Here is a 21,573-nt window from a genome sequence, read left to right as displayed (position 1 = left end):
CCTACTCGCCCTGTCCCAGACGGACGGTGGCATCCACCCGCCCGGCGCCGCCGGACTGGGTCATGGACAGCTCGCGCACCAGCAGCGCCTGGCCAAACTCCACCTCGTACAGCCAGCCCGCCAGGGCAGCGTATTCCACCCCCTCAAAGCGCACCTGGATATCGCCGCGGCTGTTGGGCTGCAGGCGGCTGACCGCCAGCCCCACCGCCGCCGTGGTCTGGTTCACCAGGGTGGTCAGGTTGCGGCGCTGGCGGTTGCCTTCGCCGCCCTCGCGCAGGGCCAGTATTTCCGACACCATCGCATCCACCCGCTGCAGCGACACCGCGGTAGCCGCATTGCGGGCCTGCATGTCGTCGCGGCGCTCGTCGAGGGGCCTGTACAGCAGCATGTAGGCCAGGTAGACCAGCAGTACCACCGCCAGTGCCAGCAGGCTCAGCTGCTCGCGGGCGTTGAATCGTGCGAACCACTGGTTCATCCCCGACCCTCCACCCGAATGCGCGCACGCACGCCGTCGCCCTGGGCGTTGCTGCTTTCCATGGTGGCACTGAGGCCGCTGGCGTTGATGCCGGCGCGAATGCGCTCCACGCTTTCGTAGTCGCTGGCCACAATGTTCATGCGCATTTCACCGCCGCGGTCGCTGTAGTTGAGGCTGGCCAGGCTCGCGCCGGGTTCGCCATCCAGTACCCGCCCCACCCGGTCCAGCAGGGGCACAAAGGCGCCGCCCCCGCCGGTGCCACGCAGGGCATCCAGCTGCCGCTGCAGCTGTTTTTCCGGGTCCACCACCGCGCCCTGGGGGTTGGCCTGGCGGTAGCTGGCCTCCCGGGCGCTGCGCAAGTTGAGGTTTTCCGCCGCCAGGGCGCGGTAATCCAGCCAGGTGGCCAGCATTTGCAGGCAGAACACGGCGGCAAACACCGACGCCACCAGGCGCCACTGCTGCCACCAGCGCTTCAGGGGCAGGCGCGCGGCGTAACTGCCCTGGCACAGGTTGAGGGCCGGCGGGGCATCCACCAGCATAAGGGCACTGCACAGGTTGCCCCGGCGCCAGCTGACGCGCGCCTGCAGCGCCTCCGGTAGCAGGGCGCAATCGGCCGCCTGGTCGCCGCCGTACACAATCACCGTATCCGGCTCACCCTCGGCCAGAGCCGCCGCCAGCAACAGGGGCAGCAAGGCGCGTTCGCAGCCAAAGCCGGCACAGCGGCCGCTGCGCAGGATGGCCTGCTCCCCTTCCAGCAGCAGGCACCACTCCCCGGGCTGCCAGGGCAGCAACAGGGGTTCCGGCAGCCAATGGTTCACCGTGCCGGCCACGCCAGACAGGCGCTCGCGCCAGTCGGCCATGTGCTGGTGGCGACACAGGGCAACACCGTAGTGCAGGGGCGCCAGCGCCAGGGTGGCAAAGTGCAGCCCCTCGATGTCCTCGGCCACCTGCTCTTCCAGCATGAACGGCAGGGACTGGGCCAGGTGCTTTTTTTCCTCCGCGCTGATGGTCACATCCAGCAGGCGCACATCAGCGGCCGGGGCGGCGAAGCACAAGCCCCAGCGATTGCGGGCCACCCGCTCGCCCATCTCCCGCTGGGCCTGTTCGCTATCCAGCGGCAGCGCCTGCTCTCCCGCGCCCGGCGGGTAGCACAGCAATTGCTCGTCAACGAGCCGGATTACGGCAATATTCTGCAAGGACACATTCTCCAGTCAGGCAAAGTCACAGGCCATTCGGCATGTAATGGGGGCTGATCCATCACTGTTTACAGCTCGCCCGCCGAGCGCGCACGGGACTCTACCCGCCGCTGGTTGCGGTGCAGCACACTGTACAAGTGGCGGTTGCGGTCGGCAACTTCGGCCACCGCGCCCAGCAGGAACCAGGCGCTCTTCTCCCCCAGCAGGGTTTTCAGCTCGACGGTCTGGCGCTCGGCAAACAGGCCCTGGCCGAGAAAGGCATCCACATCAGCAAAGCCTTCGTTGCGGCGCAGATCCACTATCGCCTGGGCCTCGGCCGGCCCCAGCGGGCTCAGGTCGTCATCGGCGTTCAGGCTCTGCAGCACCCGCGCCGGGGCGGTGTGGATGTTGAGCTTACTGTCGCCCTCCAGCGGCCACACCGTGACCCAGGGCGCCAGGGCCTGGTAAAGCGCCGGCGTGATGTGGGCCACCGCGCGCAGCTCCGACACGCTGGCCAGGCGGCGGTTGGCGGCGCGGTAGGCCGGCTCCTGCGCGAAGTAATAGTCGTCCTCGGCGCCAAAGGGGCGGGGCACGCTGTCGCTGTCCATCCAGTCCAGCACGGCGTCGGTGATCGCCGCGGCCTCCTGCTGGGACAGGGCCGGCTCCTCGAAGGTCTGCAGCAGGCGAATAAACTGCGCCTGCTCCGGCGTGTAGCGCCGGGCTGTGCCCGCCTCGACCTCGTCCGCCTGCTGGCCCTGGGGCACACCGCCGTTGTTCATCAGGTTGTTCAGGTTAAAGCGCCCCTGTAAATCCTCGATAAAAAAGAACTGGCCGGCGTGCTCCACATCCGGGCGCACGCCGCGCATCTGGCCACCGCCCCCCTCCAGCAATAAGGGTGGACGGGACAGCGCCCACTCCTCGCGGAGGTCATCCCGGGGCAGGTCGGTGGCGCTGTCCTTGTCGTAGTCCAGCACCAGCCCCAGGGCGGCCAGGTCCTCGGCGCCGCGCAGGTAGGTGTAGCCCTGCTCCGCCAGGAAGCTGTTGGCACCGCGCTGGTAGAACAGCTCGAAGTCCGCCTTCATGGCCACCATCAAGGCCGCGCAGATGGCAAACACCAGCAGGGCGATCACCAGCGCCGCGCCGCCCTGCCGGGTAGGCCCCGGGGCGCCATCAATACGGCGGCAGGACATACAATCGCCTCACTTCGCCCCAGTCTTCCAACTCCAGCCGCACCTCCAGCGCAATCGGTGGCGGGGGCAGCGCGTCGGGCTGGCCCAGATTGGCCACCCAGTTCTCGGGCCAGGCCCGAGTGTCCACCTCAGTGCCCCGGCTGGCCGGATTGAGGGCATCGATATCCCCGAGAAACAGCAGGCGCAGGTTGGTCACGCCATCCAGCAGGCGCACCCGCTGGGGCTCGGTGTCCGGGGCGCGGTCCAGCACCGGGTAGGATTCGCGCCACAGGGCGTCGTCTTCCAGCACGTAGTTCACCCGCTCCAGCGCACTGCGCGGCCGGCCCCGGGAGTTGTGCCAGCCAGCGCGGGTCAGGCTGAGCATAAAGCGCGCCGCCGGGCCGCCCTGCAGGGCCGGCTCCAGGTCGCCAAACTCATCGCGCACCGGCCGGTTGGCAAACTGGCGAATATCCCGCGACAGCAGGGTGAGGGCGCGGTTGATCTCCCAGGTGCGATTGGCCTGTTCGCGGCTGCGCTCAACGCCGGTCATCACCGTGCCGAGGCCCATGTAGGCCGCCGCGGCAATAAAGGCGGACATGGCCAAGGCGATCAGCACCTCCACCAGGGTGAATCCGCCGGCTCTTTGCGCCCTAGGGTTCATCAGCCACCGGTGCCTGTTCCGCGCTTTCAATTTCCGCCGACAGATAGGCATCAAGGGTGTACAGGGCCGGGCCCGCGGTGTTGTTCTCGCCGGGGCGAACCTCAATCTCGATGTGGCGGAACGACTGCATCTCGGTGGCGGTACTGCGGATTTGCCAGCTCCAGTCGCGGCCGGCCAGTTCGCTGGCGCCGCTCTCCTCGCCCTGCAGCAGGCCGCCCCGCGACTGGCTCAGCAAGCGCAATTCCACCAGTTTGTTGGCCGCCACTATCTGCGCGATGGATTTGTCCCGCAGGTGCTCGGTGCCATCCACCTGCTGGTACAGCGCCATGATCAGTGCCGGCAGGGCCAGGGCCACCACGGCCAGGGCCACCATCACCTCCACCAGGGTAAAGCCGGCGCTGCGCGGCTCAGTTGTCATCGTCATCCGGTTCCGGCTCTTGCCCCCGGCTCAGCAGTTCACCGCGGCCAAGCAAATCCCATTGCAGGCGCCACAACAGGCTGTCGTCGCTGCGCCGGCGCACGTCGATTTCACCGGGGCTGACTTCACCGCTGGCGTAAAACACCACTTGAGGCGCGGCGCCGGCGGCATCCGCCTGTGGTTGCAGTTCGCCGTCCACCTGGCCTTCCATGCGCAGCAGCAGCTGCACCTCCGGGCTGAAGTCGCGGTCTTCAAACAGGTCGGTGCCACTTTGCGGCACCCGCCAGCCCTCGGGGCGCAGTTCGCGCCAGCCATAGCGGTACACAATGTCGCCGTCCACATCCAGCCGCTGCAGCAGCAGGCCGTGGTCGCGGCCGCTCATCTGCGCTTCTTCCAGGGCAAAGGCGTTGGTATCCAGCAGGGTTTGCAGGCGGGCCTCCAGCCCCCGATCCCAACCCCCGGAGCCCACATTGAGGGTGGCGAGGGAGGTCACCAGCACAATCACGAACAGGGCAACCAGCAGTTCCAGCAGGCTGAAACCCCGCTGGCGGGGGCGGTGCATGCCTTATTCCTCTTCCTTCCAGTTGCCGAAGTCTGCGTTCTGGCCCTCGCCGCCCGACAGGCCGTCGGCGCCCAGGGTGTAGAGGTCCACCTCGCCATTCTCGCCGGGGCTCAGGTACAGGTAGGGTCGACCCCAGGGGTCCTGGGGCACTTCAGCCAGGTAACCGCCCTCTTTGAAATTGCGCGGTTCCGGCGACAGGGTGCTGGGCTTGACCAGCGCCGCCAGGCCCTGCTCGGTGGTGGGGTAAACGTAGTTGTCCAGCCGGTAGATTTTCAGGGCGGTCTCGATGGCCTTGAAGTCGGCGTAGACTTTCTGCACCCGCGCCTCGTCGGCGCGGTTGAGCACGGTGGGGGCCACCACGCTGATCAGCAGGCCCATGATGACCAGCACCACCAGAATCTCCACCAGGGAGAAGCCGCCGGCGCGGCGGGCACGATTGAGCTTGTTCATAGCTATCTCACCATTGTATTCAGATCAAAAATTGGCAGCAGGATGGCAAGGACGATGGTCAGCACCATCACCCCCATAAACACCACCAGCAGGGGTTCCAGCAGGCTCATCATGGTGCCCAGGGTCATTTCCAGCTCCCGCTCCTGGTTGGTGGCCGAGCGCTCCAGCATGGTTTCCAGCTCGCCACTGGTTTCGCCAGAGGCCACCATGTGCACCATCATCGGCGGAAAGCGGCCGTTCTCGCGCAGAGCGCGATTGAGGCTGGAGCCCTCCTGCACCCGCTCCGCCACCACCGCGCTGTCTTCGCGCAGTACCAGGTTGGTCAACACCTGCCCGGCAATGCGCAGCGAATCCAGCAGGGGCACGCCGCTGGCCATGAGAATGCTCAGGGTGGAGGCGAAACGGGCGGTGTCCATGGCAATCACCAGCCGCGAAATACCCGGAATGCGCAACTGCAACCGATGCCAGCGCTTGCGCCGGGCGGGGTCGCGCAGCAGGCGCCGCAGGCCGATCACCAGCGCCACCAGGCCCAGCAACAGGTAGAGCGCGTAGTCGCGGAAAAAGTCCGAGGTGGCGATAAGCATACGGGTGAGCAGCGGTAGCTCGCGCTTGGAGTGGGCGAAGATGCCCACCAGCTCCGGCACCACAAACACCATCAGCGCCACCACCACGGCGACCGCCACCCCGATCAGGATAAAGGGATAGATCATCGCCATTTTCAGCTTCTGGGCGGTGTACTGGCGCTGTTCGTTGTAATCGGCCAGCTGCTCCAGCACCGGCCCCAGGTAGCCGGCGTGCTCGCCGGCGTTGACCATGGCCCGGTACATGTCGTTGAACACCGCCGGAAACTCGCCCATGGCATAGGCCAGGGTGTGACCCTCCGCCACCCGCGAGCGCACCTGCAGCAGCAGCGCTTTGGTGCGGGCCTTGCGGCTCTGCTCGGCGGCGGCCTGCAGGCATTCGTCCAGCGGCAGGTTGGATTGCACCAGGGTGGCCAGCTGGCGGGTCAGCAGCGCCAGTTCAGAGGCGCTGATGCGCGGCTGGAACAGGTTGAAGCGAAACCTGGGCGCGTTGGCGGCCTGGCGGTTGGCCACCGCCACTTCCACCGGGCGCAGCTTCTGGCCGCGCAGCTGGCTGCGCACCTGGCGCTCGGAGTCGCCCTCCACCACCCCCTTCACCAGCTTGCCGCCGGGGTTCAGCGCCTTGTAGCGGTAAGCCGTCATGGGATATCAGGTAACCGCGGTAACCCGCAGCACTTCCTCCAGGCTGGTTTCACCGGACAGGATGCGGCGCCGGCCATCCTGCTGGATGCCCGGGTAGTGCTTGCGCGCCTCGGCCAGCATGGCCTGTTCGCCCACGCCTTCGTGGATCATGCTGCGCAGGGTGTCGTCCACCTCGATCAGTTCGTAAATCCCGGTCCGGCCGCGATAACCACTGTAATTACAGCGTTCGCAGCCCTTGGCCTGGAACAGCTGCAGGTCTTCACCGGGGTGCAGGCCCAGCATGTCTTTTTCGGAATCCAGGGCGTCGTGGGGCACTTTGCAGTCCGGGCAGAGCAGGCGCACCAGGCGCTGGGCCATCACGCCAATCAGGCTCGAAGACAGCAGAAACGGCTCGATGCCCATGTCCTGCAGGCGGGTGACAGCGCCGATGGCAGTGTTGGTGTGCAGGGTGGACAGCACCAGGTGGCCGGTGAGGGAGGCCTGCACCGCAATTTCGGCGGTTTCCAGATCGCGGATTTCCCCCACCATCACCACGTCCGGGTCCTGGCGCAGGATGGCGCGCAGCCCGCGGGCAAAGGTCATGTCCACCTTGGCGTTGACCTGGGTCTGGCCAATGCCCGGCAGCATGTATTCGATGGGGTCCTCAATGGTGAGGATGTTGCGCGAACTCTGGTTGATGTGGGACAGCCCGGCGTACAGCGTGGTGGTTTTACCCGAGCCGGTGGGCCCGGTCACCAGGATGATGCCGTGGGGGCTGTGCAGGGCGCGCTGGTAGGCGTCGAACACCTGGGCGTTCATGTTCAGCTGCTCCAGCTGCAGCTGCCCGGCCTGCTTGTCCAGCAGGCGCAGCACCACCCGCTCGCCGTGGGCCGACGGGATGGTGGACATGCGGATGTCCACCGCATGCCCGGCAATGCGCACCGAGATACGCCCGTCCTGGGGCACGCGCTTTTCGGCAATGTCCAGCCGCGCCATCACCTTCAGGCGCGACACCAGCAGGGGCGCCAGCATGCGCTTGGGCGACAATACCTCTGCCAGCACCCCGTCGATGCGATAGCGCACGCTGAGGCGATCTTCAAAGGTTTCGATGTGAATATCCGAGGCCTGCTCGCGCACCGCCTGCGACAGAATGGCGTTGATCAGGCGAATGATGGGCGCATCGTCCTCGGCGTCCATCAAGTCCCCGGCCTCGGGGATTTCGTCAGCCAGGCGGGATAAATCCACATCGGCGGAAAGGTCCTCCGCCATTTGCACCGCCTCGTTGTTGCCGCGCTGGTAGGCCAGGGTCAGGCGGCGCTGGAATTCCGCCTCGCTGACCGCCTGCAGACGATAGGCCTCGCCAAGAAAGCGGCGCAACTCCACCAGCACCTGCAGCGGCGGCTCGCCCTGGCAGTAGAGCACCGGCGGGGTTTCTTCCCGGTCCAGCAGCACGCCGTGGCCTTTGGCAAAGCCAAAGGGCAGGCCCTTGCCGGCGGGCGTTTCCGGCGGCGGGGCATCCTCCAGCGCGGTATCCACCGCCGCGCTGTCGGCGGGCAGTGGCACCTGGCTCAGGCCTTCGGCGGCCATCTAGTTGCCCTCGCTCCCGCTGGCGGCCGGGGCTTGCTGTTGCTCGTCGCGGATCTGCTCGAGCTGTTTGATTTGCTCTTCCCATTCGGGGAGCACCGGAATGCTCTCATCATCAAGATAGAGCATGCCGCGTTCGCGGCGCAGGGCCTGCTGGGCGCGGATGTAACGGTATTTCTCCGCAGTCGCCCCCGCCAGCGCCTTGTCGTCGCGAATGATGGTAGGGCGAATGAAAATCAGCAGATTGGTTTTTACAACCCGCTCGGAATCATTGCGGAACAGGCGCCCCAGCAGCGGGATATCTCCCAGCAGCGGCACCTTCTGGGAGCCATCCTGAACATCGTCCTTGATCAGCCCCCCAAGCACCACGATGTTGCCGTCGGCCGCCAGCACCTTGGTCTGCAGCTTGCGCTCGTTGGTGATGATGTCGGTGGCATTGACCACTGAACTGGCGCCGGTCAGGCTGGACACTTCCTGGGCGATGTCCAGCACCACCGAATCCCCCTCATTGATATGCGGCGTCACGGTCAGGGTAATGCCGACATTCTCGCGCTCGATGGTCTGGAAGGGGTTGGACACGCCATCGCCCGAGCCGGTGTTGGTGTAGTTGCCGGTGACAAAGGGCACATTCTGGCCTACGGTGATAAAGGCCTCCTGGTTATCCAGCGTCAGCAGACTCGGTGTGGACAGGATGTTGGCGTTGTCCTTGGCGCTCAGCGCGTTGAGGATCACCGTCATCGACAGGTCCTCACCCACCGTGCCCCAGCCCAGTGACAGGCCCGGCGACTGCGCCAGTGCGCCGGCGAGAGCGCCCACGTTGAAGTCGCCGGTGGTGGTGCCGTCGGTGCCGGAATCATCGTCGTCGCCGGAGCCGTCGGGCAGCACCGCCGCGGCAATGCGCCGGGCGCGAGCATCTCCGGCATCCACATTGCTGCCAAACATGCCGCTGTCGTTGGCAAACAGCCACTGCAGGCCAAGCTCCTGGCTGTCATCCAGGCTCATCTCCACAATGATTGCCTCCACCAGCACCTGGGCGCGGCGGATATCAAGGCGGTGAATCACCGATTCGATGGCGGCCATCTCGTCGGCGTCGGCGGTGATGATGAGGGAGTTGGTGCCCACGTCCGCCTCGATGGTGGAGGTGTTGCCGCTGCTGCGGCGGGGCTGCTTGTCGTCCGGGTCGAGCTGGGTGATGTTCTGCATCACCCGGGTCAGCACTTCGGCAATCTCGTCGGCCTTGGCGTATTCCAGGTACACCACCTTCACGTTGCCGCTCTGCTCCAGGGGCGTGTCCAGGTGGGTGATCAGCTTGCGGATACGCGCCCGCTCCAGCTCGTCGGCGCTGATGAGGACGCTGTTGGTGCGCTTGTCCGCCACCAGCAGCACCTCAGTCTCGCCGCCGCCCTGCTGGGCTTCCGATTCGTTGAGCTGATTGAGCATTCGCACCACGTCTTCGGCCACCGCGTATTTCAGCTTGATCAGGTCGGTCTCCTGCACGGCGGAGCGGTCCATGCGCTTGATGATGTCGCTGATGCGGTCGATGTTGGAGGCAATATCGGAAATGATAATGGCGTTGCTGGGGGCGTAGGCCGCCATGTGGGCCTGTTGGGGCACCAGCGGGCGCAGCACCGGGATCAGTTTGGCGGCGGAGATGTTCTCCAGCTTCATCACCTGGGTCACGTATTCGTCGTTGCCCTGCCCGGCCTTGATATCGCGCACGCTGACCGGCGCCGAGCGAGCATCCTTGCTCTGGATAACGCGCACCACGCCGCCGGAGCGCACCGCAGTGTAGCCGTGAACCTCGAGGATGGAGAGGAACAGGTCGTAGAGCTCGTCCCGGGTCACCGGCTTGGCCGATACCACCTTCACCTTGCCCTTCACCGAGGGGTCCACCACGATGGTGGTGCCGGTGGCCTCCGCCACGAACTTGATCAGTTCCTGGATATCGGTCTCTTTCAGGTTGACCGTGAACTCCTGGGCGGCGGCGGGTTGTACCGCCAGCCCCGCCAGGAAGATCAACAGGGCGGCGCCCAGGGGCTTTAGCAATCGCTGTAGCAAGACCTACATCCTCGTTAAAGTGTGGCTGACTCTATCACTGTTCCCCCCCAGCGGCACCCAGCGCCACCGAGACGGTCAGGGCCTGGCCGTCGCGCTGTAACTCGAATACCGCCTCCTGGGCGGTGCGCATGGCCTGGTAGAGCTGCATGGTGTTGGCGGGGTTATCCAGCGCAATGCCGTTAACCGCTGTCACCAGGTCGCCCGGCCGAAAGCCGAGCTGGGAAAACTGGGCCGCATCCTGGCCGGGCATGATGCGATAACCCTGCAGTTGCCCGCCCTCGCGCACGGCGCTGATGCGCACCAGGCTGGCGAGGGATTCGGGGTTCTGGTAGAGCTGGGCGCGATAGCCGGTGGCCAGCTCACCGGCCTCGGCGCCGGCCTCCACCCGCCGCGGCTCGGCGGCCACGGGCTGCGCCGCCGGCAGGTCCGCCAGCTGGCGATCGAATTCACTTTCCTCGAACAGGGTCAGCAGCTCGTAGGTGCCGTTGTTGTCCAGCACCACCTGGGAGGGCATGACCTTGGCCAGCTTCACATTGCCGGCCACTGGCAGCTCGTCGTCCACGGCGTACACCGCCTGCTGGTTGCGGTATTCGATGATGGCGTGGCCCAGGCCGTCGTCGGTGGAGGCCACGGCGCCGCGCAGGGTCAGTTCCAGGCGGGTTTCGCGGGCGCCCTTCTCGATGCCCTCCCGCTCACTGGCCGCCGCGTTGGCGGCCTGCGCTTCGGCCAGCACCGGCACACTGGCATCGGGCGAGCCAAACAGCTGCCGCGCCACCAGGGCCTCGCGGTTGACGCTCACCGACACCGCCGCCGAGGGCGCGGCGCTGACCGGGTTGATGACCCGCTCCGGCAATGCGCCGGCGGGCGCCGACGGCCACAGGGCCCAGATCAACTGGGCCAGCGCGGCGGCCGCCCACACCAGCAGAATGAGCAACAGAAGCCGGCGCAGGCGTTTCACGTGCTGCGGCCGGGCCAGGGTCTGTGCTAACTGCTGTAAATTCGCGGCGGCGCGCTCAGCTACATCACTTTTATTGTCGAGCCATTGAGCTGGCAAAGCGCACTCCCATCAGGTGCCCGGCAATGGTTTGGCCGGGCGATGATGCCGTCGATTATAGGGTGCCGGATTAAAAGATAAAACTGTGACAGTTTTATGAAATGCAAAGAAAACGCAGGGAATTGGCGGGGTAACAGCGGGCATTCTGCCCACAAAGCGCAGCCGCGCAGGGGCTTGCCCACTGTTGGCTAACACGCTTACCGGCCCCGCCGCAGCGGGGCCGGCAGCGATGACGCTCAGAGGTTCTGGTAGTAATCCATGAGGATCTTGGCCACCTCGGGGCGGGAGAACTCAGGCGGCGGCGCAATGCCGTTGCCGAGCATTTCGCGCACTTTGGTGCCGGACAGCAGTACAAAATCGTCTTTGCTGTGGTCCGGGGCGTCGCGCATCATCACCACCTTGTCCAGTTTTTTGCTGTAGGCGGTGTGGTCGGCGCGGTAGATTTCCAGTTCCAGGGCGCCCGCGGGCACTTCTTCGTCGAAGATGGTCTGGGCGTCGAAGCCACCGTAGTAGTCGCCCACGCCGGCGTGGTCGCGGCCAACAATCAGGTGGGTACAGCCGGTGTTCTGGCGGAACACGGCGTGCAGAACGGCCTCGCGGGGGCCGGCGTAGAGCATGTCGAAGCCGTAGCCGGTGATCATCACCGTATTCTCGGGGAAGTACACCTCAACCATCTTGCGGATGGCGGCGTCGCGCACTTCGGCGGGAATGTCGCCCGGCTTCAGTTTGCCCAGCAGCATGTGGATCAGGATGCCGTCGGCGCCCAGGTCGTCCATGGCCATGCGGCACAGTTCTTCGTGGGCCCGGTGCATGGGGTTGCGGGTCTGGAAGGCCACCACTTTGTTCCAGCCGCGCTCGGCGATTTCCGCGCGAATCTGGTAGGCGGTGCGGAAGGTTTCGGGGAATTCGCTCTCGAAGTACGAAAAGCCTAGCACCTGGATGGGGCCAGACAGCAGGGTGCGCCCCAGGCCCTTGAAGGTGGCCACGCCGGGGTGCTCCGGGTCCAGGGTGCGGAAGACTTTTTCCGCCATGAAGTCGATCTGCTCGTCGGATACCACTTCAACGGCCTCCACATCCATCACCGCCAGCACCGGGTTGCCCTCGACGTTGGGGTCGCGCAGGGCGATGCGGCTGCCCGCTTCGATACCGGACTCACTGGTAAGGTTAACGATGGGCACCGGCCAGAACAGGCCGTCGACGGTGTGCAGTTTTTCCGCCACGCTGAGGGCATCGGCCAGGTTCATGTAGCCGGCCAGCGGGTTGAAGTAACCAGCGCCCAGCATCACCGCGTTGGCGGCGGCGGCAGAATTCAGCAGCAGTGACGGCAGGCCCTCGGCCTCTTTCGCCAGCGCCTCGCGCGCGGCGGCGTCCTGCACATAGAGCGGGTTCAGTTGTTCGGAACCGTGGGGTTTGATCATGATGGTCTCCACAAAATCAGGTCAGTCTCAGGCGGCGATGATGCCGCGCTCGCGCAGCAGGGCCAGAATGGCGTCCACTTCTTCGTCCAGGCTCTGCTGGTCGGAGTGCAGGTGCAGTTCGGGCTTGGCCGGTGCCTCGTAGGGGTCATCGATACCGGTGAAGTTCTTGATTTCGCCGGCGCGGGCCTTTTTGTACAGGCCCTTGGGGTCGCGGGCCTCGGCGGCCTCCAGCGAGCAGTCGACAAACACTTCGATAAAGTCCATGCCGGCGGCCTCGTGCAGTTCGCGCACCTGGTCGCGGTCGGCGGCGTAGGGGCTGATGAAGCTGGACAGGGCGATCACGCCGGCATCCACAAACAGCTTGGCCACCTCGCCAATGCGGCGAATGTTCTCGGTGCGATCCTCGGCGGTAAAGCCCAGGTTCTTGTTGATGCCCATGCGCACATTGTCGCCGTCCAGGCGGTAAGCCAGGATGCCCATCTCGCTCAGGCGGCCTTCCAGCTCCACCGCCACGGTGGATTTGCCGCTGCCGGACAGCCCGGTGAACCACAGGGTTGCGCCCTTGTGGCCCAGCAGTTTGGCGCGGTGTTCGCGGGTGATGTCGCCTTCGTGCCAGTGCACGTTGGTTGCTTTCTGTTCTGCCATAGCTCCAGTTCTCTGTCGTGTTTTACAAGTCGGGTTCGTGTTATTGGCGCCGGCGCGGGCCCAGGCACACGCCGGCTGGGCCTCTGCCGGGCCCTGACGGGGTTGTTCAGCTGTCGATAAAGGCCGCCCGGTAGGCCGCGTACTGGGCCTTCAGCCCATCCTCGCTGAGACCAAACTGATCCAGTGTGTACTCGTGGGGCGGGCGCAGCTCGCGGCGGTTGAAGTCCTGCCATTTGGCCATTTCCTCCCGCGCCTCCGGGGTGAGGTCCATGCCGAGGAAGGCATAGACCTTCTCGATCTCCACCAGCGGCTGGCTGACGGTGTCCTTGAACCACAGGTCCAGGAAGGCCTCTTGCGGCAGGGTTTCGCGCACCGCCATGGTGTGGCGCATGCCGTTGGCGAACTTGCGCGCCCACTGCTCGCCCACTTTGGTCGGGTCGGCGCTGTCGGAGTAGATCACCCACACGCCGTAGATCAGGCTGGCCAGCGACGGCACCGTGTCCACCGGGTCGCGGTGGGATTGTACTACCTTTGCGTCGGGAAATACCTTGAATACCAGGTCCATGTAATGCAAATGGTGGGGCGCCTTCAGGGCCCAGCGCTGGCCCTGCTGGCCGCTGCGCTTTTTCTGCCACTGCAGGAACTGCAGCAGCAGCTTCAGGTATTCGTAGCCGGGGGTATGGTCCTGTGCCTCTATCCACTCGTCGTAGCTGGGCAGGTAGGCAAAGGACTGGATGTTAAAACTGTAGAAGGACTGCTCCAGCAGCATGATGTCCTCGTCCGGCCCCATGGCATCCATGGGGTGAATGGACATCAGCTCCGGGTTGGCGTCCACCATGGCCTTGATCTCGGCCTTGGCGTCGGTGATGCGCCGGTCCCCTTCGGCGGTAAAGTCCCAGTCCAGGTCCGGGCAGGGGAAGCGGGTTTCAAACCACAGCGGCGCGTACATGCGCCGGTCGGCGGCGATGGTGCGGTGCAGCATAGTGGTGCCGGTGCGCGGCAGGCCGACAATGACCAGCGGCGCCTCGATCACTTCATCGCGAATTTCCGGGTAGCGCTTGAGCCAGGCCTGCACCCGCAGCCGGGTGGCGAGAATATCCACCGCGCGCTGGTACATGGCGGCGCGGCCGAAGGCGTTGAGGTCGGCCTCGTGCTCCAGCGACCAGAACAGGCGGCGCAGGGGCTCTTCGTGCAGGTTGTCACCAAAGTCGTCAAGACCGTCGATGGCCTTGGCATCGGCAATGGCCTGTTCGGGGTCGAATACAATCGCATCTGTCATGGGGCGGGGTTTACCTCGTTGTTATGCAAACGTTACGGCCCAGGGCGCTAGAGGCCACCGGCCAGTTCTTTCAGCTTCACAACCCGGGTGTGGATGGGCGGTTTGTCCTCGGCCTCCACATAGCGCAGCAGCATGGCGCCAGTGCAGTGGCCGGCAGTGTCGAGCCAGTTGGGGTAGTGCTGGCCGGGGTTGTTCCCGGCAATCACGATGCGTACGCTGCCATCGGCCTCGGCCACCGCGTTGTGCTTATTCACACACACCCGGTGGTAGCGGTAGTCCAGCGACTCCATCCAGTAGTTGGACAGCTGCAGGTTCCAGGTGCGGCACTGGGCGGGCGGGGTGAATTCCACCACCAGCACCTCGTCCGGGGCCAGTTGCCAATAGCTGTTGTGGTAGTAGATGGACGGGTCGCCGCCGGCGCGCAGGCACATGCCCTGGTCATTGGGCGGCAGCTGGTTGATGTGTTCGGAGAACACCTGCATCCACTGGTGGAACAGCCCGGCGGTGCCGGAGACGAAGGGCACCACGGCCTGTAACTGTCGGGCAAACTCGGCCGGCTGCAGCACCGCGTCCCGAGCCGGGTTCAAGCACTCGATAGACAGCTGCGCCCGGCGCTCGCTGGCGCGGTCCTTGAAGGTCTGGCGCACCAGCAGGTTGTCGCTGGCCTCGGTCATCGGCAGCCAGTTGCCGCTGTGCTCCCGGGCGGAAACGATAAGCTCGAAGTTGCCATCGGCGTCCACCGCCAGCTCTTCCAGCTCGATATGCCCGGTGGGGGCCATGTCACCCTGCCCGGCGAAGGAGCCGGCCTTGGTCTCGATGCTGAGGTAGTCCACGCTGCCCCGGTTGCCGCGAATGCGGTAATCGAAGCGGCCGTCCACCGCGCAGTTCTGGTAGAAGTTGTCGGGGTTGTCGTTGCCGATTTTGGCGGTTTCGTGGGACAGGGAGTAAAACTGGGGGTGCTGGGCGTCGCTGAATTCAATCTGCTTTTCCAGCGACAGGCGCAGCAGCCGGGTCAGGTAGCGGTAGCCCTCGGCCCGGGTCAGGGCGTCGCCGGGCACGCCCTCGGCCAATACCTGCTGGCCGGCGGCCTTCAGGGCGTCACAGAATTCGTTCCAGAGTTCACCGCTGTTGAGTTTTGCTTCCGGGGTTGGCTCGGCCATCGGTCTGCCCTCGTTATTCTGGGAGGACAAGTCTGGCAAAGGGCGAGGCAAAGAGCATCACCCTAACGGGTGGTATCGCCAGCAGCGCCCCTCAAAGCCACGCCCCTCAGGGCCGCACCCTTCAGAAGTAGTAATCCACCAGCGACAGCACCAGCATCAAACCCACCAGGGGGATCAGCCAGCGCCGCAGTTTCGCCATTTTCTCCGGGTCGGCCGGGGCAGCAAAGCGCTCGCCCAGCACCACCATCAGGGCCACGCCGGCAAACACCAGCAGCAGAATCACCAACAGATTGCTCATTGCACCTCCTGTACACCAAAGCTTGCCAGGGGCGCCGTGCCCTCTCGCACCGCGGCATACCAGAGCGACGGCTCGATCAGCTCGCCCGCCTCATCAATGGGCGGATAGGCCAGGCCGCGCTGTTCGCAGTAGTCTCGCAGATCGGGATAGGCCCACTCAAACAGCAGGCGGTGGTAGGTGGCGTCGTCGATGCGCCGCTGATCGTACAGCCCCGCCGCGCTGCGCTGGCGCTGGGCCTCGGCCAGGATGATGCCGGAGGCCACCGAGACGTTGAAGGATTCCACCATGCCCATCATGGGCACGGTGATAAAACCATCAACCCGGGTCTGGGCGGCCACGCTCACGCCGCGCCGTTCGGCTCCCAGCAGGATGGCGGTGGGCCGGCAGTAATCCACCGCGCGATAGTCCCGGGCGCCCTCCCCCAGGTGGGCCGCCAGTACCTGGAAGCCCTCGGCCTGCAGGCCGCCGATGGCGTCTTCGGCGCTGGCGTGGCGGCGCACCTGTACCCAGCGGTGGGAGCCCATGGCCGTGCCGCGAAAGGCGCGGTAGTCCTCCTCGCCCAGCACCGCGTGCAACTGCATGATGCCGGCGGCGTCGCAGTTGCGCACAATGGCGGACAGGTTGCGCTGCTTGTTGACAAAGTCCGTCACCAGGGTGAGGTCGGGCTGGCGTTGCGCCAGCACCGCCCGCAAGCGTGCACTGCGCTCGGGGGTCATCCCTTGAGCAGTTGCGGCGACAGGTTCTGCACCATGCGCCGCACGCCATCGCGCCAGTCAACGCCGGTGGGGCCAATCAGGTCGTGCATGCGCGCGGTATCAATGCACAGGCTGCCAAAGGCCTTGGGGTTGTCCTTGAACACCGGCTGCAGCCCGGTGAGTTCGGTGAGGTAGGCACACCACTGTTCAATGCTCGTTTTCTGCGAGCCGCCGAAGTTCACCGTGGTCACCTCCGGGGTGGCCGCCGCCAGCAGGCGGGGCAGCTTGTCCAGGTAGTCGTCCACGTGCAGCAGGTTGTAATAATTGGGGGCGTCCGGATGTACGTCGATGGCAATACCCTGCTCCATCATCATCAGGTGGTACCAGGGCCAGCCGCCGTTGTCGCCATAGGGCACGCTCAGGCGGGCGATGGTGGTGGGAATGCCGTACTGGTGAGCGACGAAGCGGCACACGGTTTCCGCCGCGATCTTGCTGATGCTGTAGGTGGGAAACATGACCCGGTGGTTGTCACCCAGCGGCGCGTTCTCGGCGCGGGGCTCATGACCGGCGTACTCGTACACCGCGGTGGACGACAGGTGCAAAAAGGCCTTGGCCCGCCGGCAGTGCAGCATCAGCCGCCCCACTCCCTCGCCGTTGGCGGCCAGGTCGTAGTCAAAATCGTCGGTTTTGACCACGGCAAAATTCAGCACGTAGTCAAAGTCATCCGGCAGGCCCGCCAGGGATTTGGCGTCGGCGAGGTCCGCCGCCAGGCAGGTGGCGCCCAGGGCCTGCACCTGCGCGCGGTCTTCTTCTTTGGAAAAGCGGGCCAGGGCATACACGTCGGCCTGGCCGGCCCAAGCGGCCAGCACCGGTTGCGCCACCTGGCCGGTGGCGCCGGTAATCAGGATTTTCTTGCCGGCGAGCTCTACAGGATCAAAGGGCATGGTGCTTCCTCTTGTTATCGCAGTCGTTGGTTATGACAGTGGTTGGCCGGGGCGGGCCAGTAATGTCCGCGCCGCGGCCTCGGCAGCTTAACGACTGCGCGGGCGCTCACCATCACCCAAACGGGCCAGACCCTCAGCCGATGCGATAGGCGTCTGAAATCTGGTCCGGCCCGAAAACGGCACATTCCAGGTCGCGCAGCAGGCCGTCGCGCAGGCTATAGCACCAGCCGTGTACCGACAGTTTCTGGCCCCGGGCCCAGGCGTTCTGCACGATGGTGGTATGGCACACGTTGGCCACCTGGCTGACAACATTGAGCTCGCACAGGCGGTCGACCCGGGCGTCGTCGTCGTCAAGCGCCGCCAGTTCAGACTGGTAGCGGAACTGGACGTCCTTGACGTTGCGCAGCCAGTTGTCGATCAGACCGTTGTCGCCGTTCTCAAAAGCCGCCCGCACCCCGCCGCAGCCATAGTGGCCCACCACCAGCACGTACTTCACCTTCAGCACATCCACCGCGTACTGCAGCACGCTCAGGCAGTTGAAGTCGGTATGCACCACCATGTTGGCCACGTTGCGGTGCACAAACACTTCGCCCGGCAACAGGCCAATGATCTGGTTGGCGGGAACGCGGCTGTCGGAGCAACCGATCCACAGGTATTCGGGGCTTTGCTGGTTGGCGAGTTTTTCGAAGAAGTCCGGGTCGCTGGTCTTGATGCTCTGCGCCCAGCTGCGGTTGTTGTCAAAAAGCTGCTTGATGGCTTTCACGCTGTGATCCTCCCGGCCGAATGTGCCGGGAAGTTTACACCATCAGCGTGGTCAGGCGATTCACCCGGCAGCGGTTGCCCCCTTCCCGGCGGGCCTGCTCCAGGGCCTTGTTGGCGGTGTTTTCGATCTGCCTCGCCAGCTGGCGCATATCAATGGCCGGAAAGCGCTGCGGCTCCCAGCAGGCATAGCCCACGCTCACTGTCACTTCCAGGCTGGCGCCGTGGCCGTCATCCACCGCAAAGTGCTCGATGTCACGGCGGATACGCTCAGCGATATCCCCCGCCATCACCTCGCCGCTGCCCGGCACCAGCACCGCCAGCTGGGCGCTGTCCAGCCGCGCCAGGTAGTCGGTGTTGCGAAGGCCAGAGGAAACCCGCTCGGACACCTTCTTCACCAGGAACTGGCCAGTCACCTCGCCATAGTGCTGGTAGAGGTCGCTGTAGCCGTCGATGTCCACCATCAGCACCGACACTGGCTGGTTGGCCCGCCGCGCCCGGGACAGCTCCCGCGCGATGTCTTTCTCGAAGCCGCGCAGGTTGCTGATCTGGGTCAGCGGGTCGATCATGGTCAGGCGGGAGATCTGCTGGCGGCTCACCGCGTTGCGAAAGCACAGGGAGATAATACTGCCAAGGTGGGCGATGTGGGTCAGCTCGGCGCTACCGACGAGGAAGGACGGCTCGCCAATGCCGCAGTGGAAGCTGCCGATCACCCGTCCGCCATCCTGCAGCGGAATCAGCAGGCCCTGCTCAATGCCGTGGCTCCACTTCAGCACCTCGAACATCCGCGTATCGGCGGCATCAATCAGCTCTACCCGAGGCTCCAGCTCGTAAAGCTCCTGCATGGCGAACACATCGCGGTGCAGTTGCAGGGCGGCGCCGTAGCGGTGGGGGTCCGCCAGCAGGCCGCCGAGCACCTGCTCCGGGTCGTACAGCCACAGCTCCGCGGCACTAAGGCCAAAGTGCCGCGGCAGGTTGACCAGCAGCACCTCCAGCACCGACTGCAGATCGGCGGCGCCCAGCAGCATGTACTCCATCTGCCGGGACTGGCGATAGAGATAACTATTCAGTGAAAACGTTTCGCTGAGATTGCGTTGGCGAATGGCCTCTGGGGTCTCGGCGGGTGGGGCACCCTCTATTTCTTCCGTGAGGTGGTGTTCATCAAAAGGCAGCTCGGCCATTGAACGATTCCATGTACGAGCCTGACCCGGCTCTTGTTATTGGCAGCCCAGTGTATGCGCCCTATAATGCCGTTGCAAACCTGGGGGTGGCCTTTCCCGCGACAGGCCTGAGATACCGGCAACGGTAAACCCTTTGAACCTGATCCGGTTAGAACCGGCGTAGGGACAGGTGCTTCGGATGCGCGGCACACCGCAAGCCCCGGCTGCCCGCACCACTCCTTCCGTTCCGCTAGGCCTACCGGTTCTCTTTGTGTTGTCATTGAGGAGAACCACACATGCACTTTCGCCAACGACTGCTTCCCGCCCTTATCGCCCTGGCCGGCAGCGCCCCCCTTGCGGCCGCGCAGCTGGAGGAAATTCTGGTCACCGCCGAGTTCCGGCCGGTGGACCTGCTGCAGCAACCCAACAGCACCAGCGTGGTTACTCAGGACGACATCCGCCAGCGCGCCGCCCAGCACCTGGAAGACGTGCTGAACCTGGCACCCAACGTCAACTTTGCCGGCGGCACCTCCCGCGCGCGCTTCTTCCAGATTCGCGGCATCGGCGAGCGCAGCCAGTACCAGGAGCCGCTGAACCCCTCCATCGGCTTTATTATCGACGGCGTGGACTTCAGTGGCCTGGGCACCGCTGGCACCCTGTTCGACGTGGAGCAGGTGGAGGTGCTGCGCGGCCCCCAGGGTACCCTGCACGGGGCCAACGCCCTGGCGGGCCTGATCAACGTGCGCACCGCCGCCCCCGAAAATGAACCCTCCCTGTCGGTGGAGGGCACCCTGGGCAACTACGACACCTGGAGCACCGGCATGGTTGGCACCGGCCCGCTGATCAAGGACAGCCTGCTGTACCGCGTTGCCATTCAGGAGTATCGCAGCGACGGCTACTTCGAAAACGACTACCTGGGCCGGGACGACACCAACGGCCGCAATGAGACCAGCGTGCGCGGCAAGCTGCGCTGGCTGGCCAGCGACACCGCCACACTGGACATCACCGCCTTCTACGTGGATGCCGACAACGGCTTTGACGCCTTTTCGCTGGATAACACCCGGCACACCCTGTCCGACCAGCCCGGCCACGACCGCCAGGAATCCACCGCGCTGGCGCTGGACTGGCGGCAAAGCCTGGCCGCCTTCGACCTGGAAGCCAGCCTGAGCCTGGCCACCTCGGACACCGAATACGCCTTCGACGAGGACTGGAGCTTCGTCGGTATTGCCCCCGACCTGGAGTACTCGTCCTACGACCAGTACCTGCGCGACCGCGACAGCACCAGCGCCCAACTGCGCCTGCTGTCCAACGAGCAGTCACGTCTGTTTGGCGGGCGCAGTGACTGGGTGGCGGGGCTCTACTACCTGGGCGACAGGGAAGACCTGCTGCGCCGCTACACCTACCTGGACAGCGACTTCAGCAGCCGCTACGACACCGACACCTACGCCGCCTTCGGCCAGCTGGATACGCGACTCAGCGAGCGCCTGAACCTGATCACCGGCGCCCGGGTAGAGCGCCGCAACACCGACTACAGCGACAGCAACAACGTGGCCTCGGACCCGGGCAAGACCCTCTGGGGTGGCCGCGTGACGCTGGAATACACGGTCAGTGACGAGCACATGCTGTATGCGGGCCTGTCCCGGGGCTATCGCGCCAACGGAGTCAACGCCGGCATTCTGGCGAGTATGAACGCCTACGACGACCCGGCGGTTATCAGCCAGCTGGAACGGGTACAGACCTTCGATGACGAATCGCTGCTGAACTACGAGGCAGGCTATAAGGGCCGCCTGCTGGACAACCGCCTGGGCCTGCGCGTGGCCGCCTTCTACATGGACCGCATCGACCAGCAGGTGAAGGGCTCGCTGGTGATCGTGCGCGACGACAACAGCACCACCTTCCTCGATCACGTCAGCAACGCCGCCGAGGGCGAAAACTACGGCCTTGAGGCCGAGGCGGACTGGGTGGTGAGCGAGCGGCTGTCCGTCTATGCCCACGTCGGCCTGCTGGAAACCGAGTTCAAGGACTATGTGAACGCCGCCGGGGATGACCTGTCCGGCCGCGACCAGGCCCACGCGCCCGGCTACCAGTACGCCACCGGCGCCCGCTACACCTTCGGTGGCGGCTTTTACGCCCGGCTCGACCTGGAAGGCAAGGACGACTTTTACTTCTCTGACCGCCACACCCTGAAGGCCCCGGCCTTTGACCTGCTGCACATGCGCATCGGCTATAGTGCCGACAACTGGAGCGTAGCCCTGTGGGGGCGCAACCTCACCGACGAAGACTACTTTGTGCGCGGCTTCGGCAGCTTCGGCAATGACCCGCGCAAAGCCTACGTCACCGAGCCCTATCTGCAGTACGGCGAACCGCGTACCTTTGGCGTCTATGGTCGCTACACCTTTTAAATGCG

At 65.2% G+C, this 21,573-nt stretch carries 21 protein-coding genes and 1 riboswitch; of the genes, 1 reads left to right on the top strand and 20 read right to left on the bottom strand.

Annotated elements, in window-relative coordinates; translation table 11 throughout:
• Nucleotide 1: 1 nt before the first annotated feature.
• The 20 genes from gspM to DDZ17_RS19355 form a co-directional block, all read right to left on the bottom strand.
• Nucleotides 2-475 carry a type II secretion system protein GspM gene (gene gspM, locus DDZ17_RS19445; RefSeq protein WP_116368649.1) on the bottom strand — a complete coding sequence of 158 codons (474 nt, stop codon included), beginning with the start codon at nt 473-475 and terminating at the stop codon, nt 2-4.
• A complete protein-coding gene (gene gspL, locus DDZ17_RS19440; RefSeq protein WP_116368648.1) occupies nt 472-1,671 on the bottom strand; it encodes a type II secretion system protein GspL in 1,200 nt (399 codons plus the stop codon). The genes gspM and gspL overlap by 4 nt, the downstream gene beginning before the upstream one ends.
• A 68-nt stretch (nt 1,672-1,739) precedes the next feature.
• Nucleotides 1,740-2,840 (bottom strand): type II secretion system minor pseudopilin GspK, encoded by a 1,101-nt coding sequence (gene gspK / locus DDZ17_RS19435; RefSeq protein WP_116368647.1) that lies wholly within the window; start codon nt 2,838-2,840, stop codon nt 1,740-1,742.
• Complete coding sequence (gene gspJ / locus DDZ17_RS19430) at nt 2,821-3,480, bottom strand: type II secretion system minor pseudopilin GspJ (RefSeq protein ID WP_116368646.1); 660 nt, start codon at nt 3,478-3,480, stop codon at nt 2,821-2,823. The genes gspK and gspJ overlap by 20 nt, the downstream gene beginning before the upstream one ends.
• Complete coding sequence (gspI, locus tag DDZ17_RS19425) at nt 3,470-3,904, bottom strand: type II secretion system minor pseudopilin GspI (protein WP_241505967.1); 435 nt, start codon at nt 3,902-3,904, stop codon at nt 3,470-3,472. Before gspI ends, gspJ begins: the two co-directional genes overlap by 11 nt.
• A complete protein-coding gene (locus tag DDZ17_RS19420) occupies nt 3,888-4,460 on the bottom strand; it encodes a GspH/FimT family pseudopilin (protein ID WP_116368644.1) in 573 nt (190 codons plus the stop codon). The genes gspI and DDZ17_RS19420 overlap by 17 nt, the downstream gene beginning before the upstream one ends.
• A 3-nt stretch (nt 4,461-4,463) precedes the next feature.
• Nucleotides 4,464-4,910 (bottom strand): type II secretion system major pseudopilin GspG, encoded by a 447-nt coding sequence (gspG, locus tag DDZ17_RS19415; protein ID WP_116368643.1) that lies wholly within the window; start codon nt 4,908-4,910, stop codon nt 4,464-4,466.
• Between the two features lie 2 nt (nt 4,911-4,912).
• Nucleotides 4,913-6,133 carry a type II secretion system inner membrane protein GspF gene (gene gspF, locus DDZ17_RS19410; RefSeq protein ID WP_116368642.1) on the bottom strand — a complete coding sequence of 407 codons (1,221 nt, stop codon included), beginning with the start codon at nt 6,131-6,133 and terminating at the stop codon, nt 4,913-4,915.
• Between the two features lie 6 nt (nt 6,134-6,139).
• Nucleotides 6,140-7,699, bottom strand: coding sequence for a type II secretion system ATPase GspE (gene gspE, locus DDZ17_RS19405; protein ID WP_116368641.1), 1,560 nt, complete (start codon nt 7,697-7,699; stop codon nt 6,140-6,142).
• Nucleotides 7,700-9,754: a type II secretion system secretin GspD gene (gspD, locus tag DDZ17_RS19400; protein ID WP_116368640.1), complete on the bottom strand. Its 2,055-nt coding sequence runs from the start codon at nt 9,752-9,754 to the stop codon at nt 7,700-7,702.
• 34 nt (nt 9,755-9,788) lie between these two features.
• A complete protein-coding gene (gene gspC / locus DDZ17_RS19395) occupies nt 9,789-10,712 on the bottom strand; it encodes a type II secretion system protein GspC (RefSeq protein WP_241505966.1) in 924 nt (307 codons plus the stop codon).
• A gap of 332 nt (nt 10,713-11,044) precedes the next feature.
• A complete protein-coding gene (gene sat / locus DDZ17_RS19390; RefSeq protein ID WP_116368639.1) occupies nt 11,045-12,226 on the bottom strand; it encodes a sulfate adenylyltransferase in 1,182 nt (393 codons plus the stop codon).
• Between the two features lie 27 nt (nt 12,227-12,253).
• Nucleotides 12,254-12,871: an adenylyl-sulfate kinase gene (gene cysC / locus DDZ17_RS19385; protein ID WP_116368638.1), complete on the bottom strand. Its 618-nt coding sequence runs from the start codon at nt 12,869-12,871 to the stop codon at nt 12,254-12,256.
• Nucleotides 12,872-12,977: 106 nt separating this feature from the next.
• On the bottom strand, nt 12,978-14,150 hold the full coding sequence (locus DDZ17_RS19380; protein ID WP_116368637.1) for a sulfotransferase family protein: 1,173 nt from the start codon (nt 14,148-14,150) through the stop codon (nt 12,978-12,980).
• Between the two features lie 47 nt (nt 14,151-14,197).
• Nucleotides 14,198-15,310, bottom strand: a complete 1,113-nt coding sequence (locus DDZ17_RS19375; protein ID WP_116368636.1) for a DUF1214 domain-containing protein — start codon at nt 15,308-15,310, stop codon at nt 14,198-14,200.
• A 121-nt stretch (nt 15,311-15,431) separates the two neighbouring features.
• Nucleotides 15,432-15,608 carry a hypothetical protein gene (locus DDZ17_RS22520; protein WP_157976738.1) on the bottom strand — a complete coding sequence of 59 codons (177 nt, stop codon included), beginning with the start codon at nt 15,606-15,608 and terminating at the stop codon, nt 15,432-15,434.
• On the bottom strand, nt 15,605-16,324 hold the full coding sequence (gene trmH / locus DDZ17_RS19370) for a tRNA (guanosine(18)-2'-O)-methyltransferase TrmH (RefSeq protein ID WP_116368635.1): 720 nt from the start codon (nt 16,322-16,324) through the stop codon (nt 15,605-15,607). The genes DDZ17_RS22520 and trmH overlap by 4 nt, the downstream gene beginning before the upstream one ends.
• Entirely contained in the window at nt 16,321-17,247 is a 927-nt protein-coding gene (locus tag DDZ17_RS19365; protein WP_116368634.1) for an NAD-dependent epimerase/dehydratase family protein, read from the bottom strand. The genes trmH and DDZ17_RS19365 overlap by 4 nt, the downstream gene beginning before the upstream one ends.
• Before the next feature lie 133 nt (nt 17,248-17,380).
• The gene (can, locus tag DDZ17_RS19360) at nt 17,381-18,010 is read right to left on the bottom strand and encodes a carbonate dehydratase (protein WP_116368633.1); all 630 of its coding nucleotides are present in this window, start codon (nt 18,008-18,010) and stop codon (nt 17,381-17,383) included.
• Between the two features lie 34 nt (nt 18,011-18,044).
• Nucleotides 18,045-19,187 (bottom strand): GGDEF domain-containing protein, encoded by a 1,143-nt coding sequence (locus DDZ17_RS19355; RefSeq protein ID WP_116368632.1) that lies wholly within the window; start codon nt 19,185-19,187, stop codon nt 18,045-18,047.
• Between the two features lie 72 nt (nt 19,188-19,259).
• A riboswitch (TPP riboswitch) is annotated at nt 19,260-19,371 on the top strand.
• A 91-nt stretch (nt 19,372-19,462) separates the two neighbouring features.
• On the opposite strand from DDZ17_RS19355, the gene DDZ17_RS19350 reads away from it, so the two are divergent.
• The gene (locus tag DDZ17_RS19350; protein ID WP_116368631.1) at nt 19,463-21,568 is read left to right on the top strand and encodes a TonB-dependent receptor; all 2,106 of its coding nucleotides are present in this window, start codon (nt 19,463-19,465) and stop codon (nt 21,566-21,568) included.
• Nucleotides 21,569-21,573: the final 5 nt, after the last annotated feature.

It is taken from the genome of Parahaliea mediterranea (assembly GCF_003402235.1).
GTDB lineage: Bacteria > Pseudomonadota > Gammaproteobacteria > Pseudomonadales > Halieaceae > Parahaliea > Parahaliea mediterranea.
The sequence above is the reverse complement of the archived record's forward strand: the minus strand, read 5'-3'. Positions and strand labels throughout refer to the sequence as shown.

Coding starts and splice junctions, on each gene's coding strand:
- gspM (WP_116368649.1), bottom strand. CDS start 475: ATGAACCAGTGGTTCGCACGATTCAACGCCCGCGAGCAGCTGAGCCTG.
- gspK (WP_116368647.1), bottom strand. CDS start 2,840: ATGTCCTGCCGCCGTATTGATGGCGCCCCGGGGCCTACCCGGCAGGGC.
- gspJ (WP_116368646.1), bottom strand. CDS start 3,480: ATGAACCCTAGGGCGCAAAGAGCCGGCGGATTCACCCTGGTGGAGGTG.
- gspI (WP_241505967.1), bottom strand. CDS start 3,904: ATGACGATGACAACTGAGCCGCGCAGCGCCGGCTTTACCCTGGTGGAG.
- DDZ17_RS19420 (WP_116368644.1), bottom strand. CDS start 4,460: ATGCACCGCCCCCGCCAGCGGGGTTTCAGCCTGCTGGAACTGCTGGTT.
- gspG (WP_116368643.1), bottom strand. CDS start 4,910: ATGAACAAGCTCAATCGTGCCCGCCGCGCCGGCGGCTTCTCCCTGGTG.
- gspF (WP_116368642.1), bottom strand. CDS start 6,133: ATGACGGCTTACCGCTACAAGGCGCTGAACCCCGGCGGCAAGCTGGTG.
- gspE (WP_116368641.1), bottom strand. CDS start 7,699: ATGGCCGCCGAAGGCCTGAGCCAGGTGCCACTGCCCGCCGACAGCGCG.
- sat (WP_116368639.1), bottom strand. CDS start 12,226: ATGATCAAACCCCACGGTTCCGAACAACTGAACCCGCTCTATGTGCAG.
- cysC (WP_116368638.1), bottom strand. CDS start 12,871: ATGGCAGAACAGAAAGCAACCAACGTGCACTGGCACGAAGGCGACATC.
- DDZ17_RS19380 (WP_116368637.1), bottom strand. CDS start 14,150: ATGACAGATGCGATTGTATTCGACCCCGAACAGGCCATTGCCGATGCC.
- DDZ17_RS19375 (WP_116368636.1), bottom strand. CDS start 15,310: ATGGCCGAGCCAACCCCGGAAGCAAAACTCAACAGCGGTGAACTCTGG.
- DDZ17_RS22520 (WP_157976738.1), bottom strand. CDS start 15,608: ATGAGCAATCTGTTGGTGATTCTGCTGCTGGTGTTTGCCGGCGTGGCC.
- trmH (WP_116368635.1), bottom strand. CDS start 16,324: ATGACCCCCGAGCGCAGTGCACGCTTGCGGGCGGTGCTGGCGCAACGC.
- DDZ17_RS19365 (WP_116368634.1), bottom strand. CDS start 17,247: ATGCCCTTTGATCCTGTAGAGCTCGCCGGCAAGAAAATCCTGATTACC.
- DDZ17_RS19355 (WP_116368632.1), bottom strand. CDS start 19,187: ATGGCCGAGCTGCCTTTTGATGAACACCACCTCACGGAAGAAATAGAG.
- DDZ17_RS19350 (WP_116368631.1), top strand. CDS start 19,463: ATGCACTTTCGCCAACGACTGCTTCCCGCCCTTATCGCCCTGGCCGGC.